The 3,959-nt window shown below is 78.1% G+C and carries 5 protein-coding genes; 1 reads left to right on the top strand and 4 read right to left on the bottom strand.

What is annotated here, in order from left to right; translation table 11 throughout:
* The coding region (locus GTR00_RS16125) for an MFS transporter (RefSeq protein WP_166612608.1) at nucleotides 1-1,349 on the bottom strand (1,349 nt) is incomplete at its 3' end.
* On the bottom strand, nucleotides 1,349-1,666 hold the full coding sequence (locus tag GTR00_RS16120) for a DUF3039 domain-containing protein (protein ID WP_166612607.1): 318 nt from the start codon (nucleotides 1,664-1,666) through the stop codon (nucleotides 1,349-1,351). The genes GTR00_RS16125 and GTR00_RS16120, both read right to left, overlap by 1 nt.
* 60 nt (nucleotides 1,667-1,726) lie before the next feature.
* Here GTR00_RS16120 and GTR00_RS16115 point away from each other — a divergent pair, with 60 nt between their 5' ends.
* The gene (locus tag GTR00_RS16115) at nucleotides 1,727-2,077 is read left to right on the top strand and encodes a hypothetical protein (RefSeq protein WP_166612606.1); all 351 of its coding nucleotides are present in this window, start codon (nucleotides 1,727-1,729) and stop codon (nucleotides 2,075-2,077) included.
* 38 nt (nucleotides 2,078-2,115) lie between these two features.
* Here the strand turns inward: GTR00_RS16115 and GTR00_RS16110 are convergent, their stop codons facing one another.
* Together GTR00_RS16110 and GTR00_RS16105 are read right to left on the bottom strand one after the other, a co-directional pair.
* Nucleotides 2,116-2,691 carry a YqgE/AlgH family protein gene (locus tag GTR00_RS16110; RefSeq protein ID WP_205705958.1) on the bottom strand — a complete coding sequence of 192 codons (576 nt, stop codon included), beginning with the start codon at nucleotides 2,689-2,691 and terminating at the stop codon, nucleotides 2,116-2,118.
* Nucleotides 2,692-2,786: 95 nt separating this feature from the next.
* Nucleotides 2,787-3,896: an NADH:flavin oxidoreductase/NADH oxidase gene (locus tag GTR00_RS16105; protein ID WP_166612604.1), complete on the bottom strand. Its 1,110-nt coding sequence runs from the start codon at nucleotides 3,894-3,896 to the stop codon at nucleotides 2,787-2,789.
* Between the last annotated feature and the right edge of the window lie 63 nt (nucleotides 3,897-3,959).

The following is a 3,959-nucleotide window of genomic DNA, read 5'->3' as shown; positions in this document are numbered from 1 at the left end:
GCGACGGGGGGCTCTTCGGCGGCCACCGCCACCAGGGCCAGGCCGGCGTACAGGCCGCCGAAGAGCCCCCCGTCGCGGCCGGCGCCGGTGTGCAGGGCGGCGAAGACGCCGCCGGCCACCGCGATGCCCAGCACGCAGCCGAGGTTGTCGGACAGCTGCAGCGCCGAGGAGGCCAGGCCCCGCTGGGCGGGGGTGGCCAGCCGCAGCGTGAGCAGGCTCGTGGTGGCCACGCCCAGGCCCATGCCGAACCCGGCGAGCAGCCAGGCGGCCAGCACCCACCAGCCCGAGGCGCCGGTCAGCGTCAGCACCGACAGCAGGGCGATCGCGCCGGTCAGCGCCGTGCCGCCGCCCACCAGCAGCGCCGCGCGCGGCAGGCGGTCCAGGGCGCGCGCCTGCGCGGTGGTGCCGCTGAACCAGCCCAGGGTGCCGCCGGTGAGGACCAGGCCGGCCTGGGAGGCGCTGAAGCCGCGCTCGGACTGCAGCATCAGCGGCACGAACGTCTCGGTGCCGAAGAACGCGGCGGTGAACAGCCCGCGCACGACGACGACGCTGGGCAGCCCGCGCGCCAGGCGCAGCGCCCCGGCCGGCAGCAGCCCGGGCAGCGCGGCCAGGACCGCCACCGCCCCGGCGGCGGTCAGCAGCACCGGCAGCGCCCCGCCGTCGCCCAGCCCCTCGGCACCGGCCTGCAGGGCCCCGGCCCCGGCGGCCACGACCAGGCCGCGCACTGCCCGGGCGCGCGCGGAGGGCGCGGCCACCCGCGGGAGGATCACCGCGGCCACGAGCACGGCGAAGGGCACGACGACGCCGAAGACCAGCCGCCAGCTGACGGCGTCGGCCATCCAGCCGGCCAGGGCGGGCCCGAGCACGCCGGGCAGCACCCAGCACGCCGACATCCAGCCGAACACGCGCGGACGCACCTCGTCGGGGTAGGCGGAGCCGACGACGACGTAGATGGACACCACGACCAGGCCGCCGCCCAGGCCGGCCAGCAGCCGACCGGCCAGCAGCACCCCGAAGGTCGGGGCCAGGGCGCACACGCTCTGCCCGGCCACGAACAGCGCGGCGCCGGCGGCCATGGGCGCGCGCGGGCCGCGCGCGTCGGCCCAGCCGCCGGCCAGGACGGTGCCCAGCAGGCTGGCGGTGAGGAACGAGGAGAACGCCAGGCCGTAGGAGCGCACGGCGCCGAGCTCGCGCGCGGCCACCGGCATGGCGGTGGCCACGGCGATCGACTCGAACGCGACGAGGCAGATGAAGGCCAGGACGGGCAGCGTGGTGGCGCGGTGCTCGCGCGAGAGCGGCCCGGCCGCCGCGGCGCCCGCGCTCCCCCCGCCGGCGGCGGGGCGCTCCATCAGCGGCCGGAGTCGTCCCCGCCGCCGCCGCCGGACAGGCTCTCGTAGATCTCCTTGCAGGTGGGGCACACCGGGAAGCGCTTGGGGTCGCGGCCGGGGACCCACACCTTGCCGCACAGGGCGATCACGGGTTCGCCCGAGAGGGCGGACTCCACGATCTTCTCCTTCTTCACGTAGTGCGCGAAGCGCTCGTGGTCGCCGGGCTCGACCTTCTCCTCGGCCTGCTCCTCGCGCTCGATGACGGCCGTGCGCGAGGGCGTGGTCGACGGTGCGACCTGCGGGCCGGGGCGGGACGGGTCGTCGATCGGCGAGCTCATGCGGCGATGGTACGTCGAACGGGGCCGCTGCCCCGGCGTCCCGCGCCCGCGGGCGAGCGGGTGCTCCTCGTCGCCGAGGGGCTGCTGATGTACCTGCCGGAGCCGGAGGTGGGGCGGCTGCTGCGCCGGGTGACCGCGCGCTTCGAGCACGGGACCGTGCTGTTCGACGTGGTGCCCCCGTGGGTGGTGCGCTCCTCGCGGTTCCTTCCGCCGGGCTACCGGGGCTTCCGGATGGCGTGGGCGCCGCGCGGGCCGGGCGACGTGCGGCGCCTGGCCCCGCACCTGCGCCTGACCGGCGCGGTGGAGGCGCTGCGGTGGTCCCCGCCGGGCGGCGCCCGGCCGGCCCAGCGCCTGTTCGCGGCGGTGCCCCCGCTGCGCCGGCAGCTGCGGCTGCTGCGCTGGGAGTTCTGAGCCCCCGGCGCCCGGCGCGCTGCGACCTCCCGGTGCGCTCAGTTCATCGTGACGTCGGCGGGGAAGCTCGCCACCAGCGCCAGGTCGCCGCCCTGCCGGCGCAGCACGTCGGCCCACAGCCGCTCGGGGTCGTCGGAGAAGGCGTCGCGGGCCTCGGCGGGCAGCACGAACCAGGAGTCCTCGGCGATCTCCGCCTCCAGCTGCCCGGCCCCCCAGCCGGCGTAGCCGGCGAAGATGCGCAGGCCGGCGAGCTCGTCGACGACGGCCTCCGGCGGGGTGTCGAGGTCCACCAGGCCCACCGAGCCCAGGCCCACGGAGGCGAACACCCGGCGCACGCCCCGGGGGTCGGGCCGGTCGCCGGGCACGGCCACCAGCCCCAGCGCGGAGTCCAGCGCGACCGGGCCGCCCTGGAAGAGCTTGCCGGGGGCGGTGGCGAAGGGCTGCCAGCCGGGCAGCACGGCGTCCACGTCGACCTCCAGCGGCCGGTTGACCACCACCCCCAGCGCGCCGTCCTCGTCGTGGTTCAGGACGAGGACGACGGCGCGGCGGAAGTTGGGGTCGGTCAGCGAGGGCGTCGCCAGCAGCAGCCGGCCCGTCAGGGCGGTGGGGGGCAGGGCGCTCACGGCTTCCGCTCCGTTCCGGTCGCAGGGGGCACGTGCCCATCATGGCCCGTCCGCGCCGCCGCGGCCCGGCGCGGGCCGGCGCGCGCTCAGCGCGGTGCGCTGACCGGCACGTCGTCGCGGGTGGCGCGCACGTACTGCGCGGGCCAGGCCACGGCGCGGGTGCCGTGCAGGGCGGCGGCGGCGCGCTGCGGCCAGCGCGGGTCGGCCAGCAGCGGGCGGGCCAGCAGCACCGCGTCGGCGTCGCCGCTGACCAGGACCTGCTCGGCCTGCAGCGGGTCCAGGATCAGGCCGACGGCGCCCACGGGCACGCCGGCGCCGCGCTTGACGCGCCCGGCGTTGGGCACCTGGTAGCCGGGCCCGACGGGGATGCGCTGCTGCGGCACGTTGCCCCCGGAGGAGGCGTCGACGAGGTCGGCGCCGTGCTCGGCGAGCAGGCGCGCCAGCTGCACGGAGTCCTCCACGTCCCAGCCGCCCTCGGCCCAGTCGGAGGTGGACACGCGCACGAAGACGGGCTTGTCCTGCGGCCACGCCGCGCGCACGGCGTCCAGGACCTCCAGCAGCAGCCGCGAGCGCCCCGCCAGGTCGCCGCCGTAGCCGTCGGTGCGGGTGTTGGACAGCGGCGAGAGGAACTGGTGCAGCAGGTAGCCGTGGGCGGCGTGCAGCTCCACCACGTCGAAGCCGGCGCGCTCGGCGCGGCGGGCGGCGTCGGCGAAGGCGCCCACGACGCGGGCCAGGCCCTGCTCGTCCAGGGCGGTGGGCACGGCCAGGTCGCCGTGGGCGATGGCGCTGGGGGCGACGGTCGGCCAGCCGCCCTCCTCCAGCGGCACGCTGCCCTGCACCGGCGCCCAGGGGCGGTGGGTGCTCGCCTTGCGGCCGGCGTGGGCGAGCTGCACGCCCGCGGCGGCGCCCTGGGAGTGCACGAAGGACACCACGCGCGCCCAGGCGCGCTCCTGCTCCTCGTCCCACAGCCCGGCGTCGTGGGGCGTGATGCGCCCCTCGGGCACGACGGCGGCGGCCTCGGTGAGCACCAGGGCGGCGCCGCCGACGGCGAGGGAGCCGTAGTGGACCAGGTGCCAGTCGTGCGGCACGCCCGGCGCGGCGACGGGGTCGCAGGAGTACTGGCACATCGGGGAGACCCAGATCCGGTGCGCGAAGGTGGTGCCGCGCAGCGTCAGGGGTTCGAGCAGTCGACTCACGCCCGGCACGCTACGTCGGTCGCCGCGCCGGCCCGCGCGGGGGTCGCGGGGGTCGCGGGGGTC

It is taken from the genome of Kineococcus indalonis, from assembly GCF_009906395.1.
Taxonomy (GTDB): Bacteria; Actinomycetota; Actinomycetes; order Actinomycetales; family Kineococcaceae; genus Kineococcus; species Kineococcus indalonis.
This window is presented reverse-complemented; position numbering and strand designations above follow the sequence as displayed.

Excerpts from the sequence above, each read along its gene's own strand:
- GTR00_RS16120 (WP_166612607.1), bottom strand. The coding sequence starts at position 1,666 with ATGAGCTCGCCGATCGACGACCCGTCCCGCCCCGGCCCGCAGGTCGCA.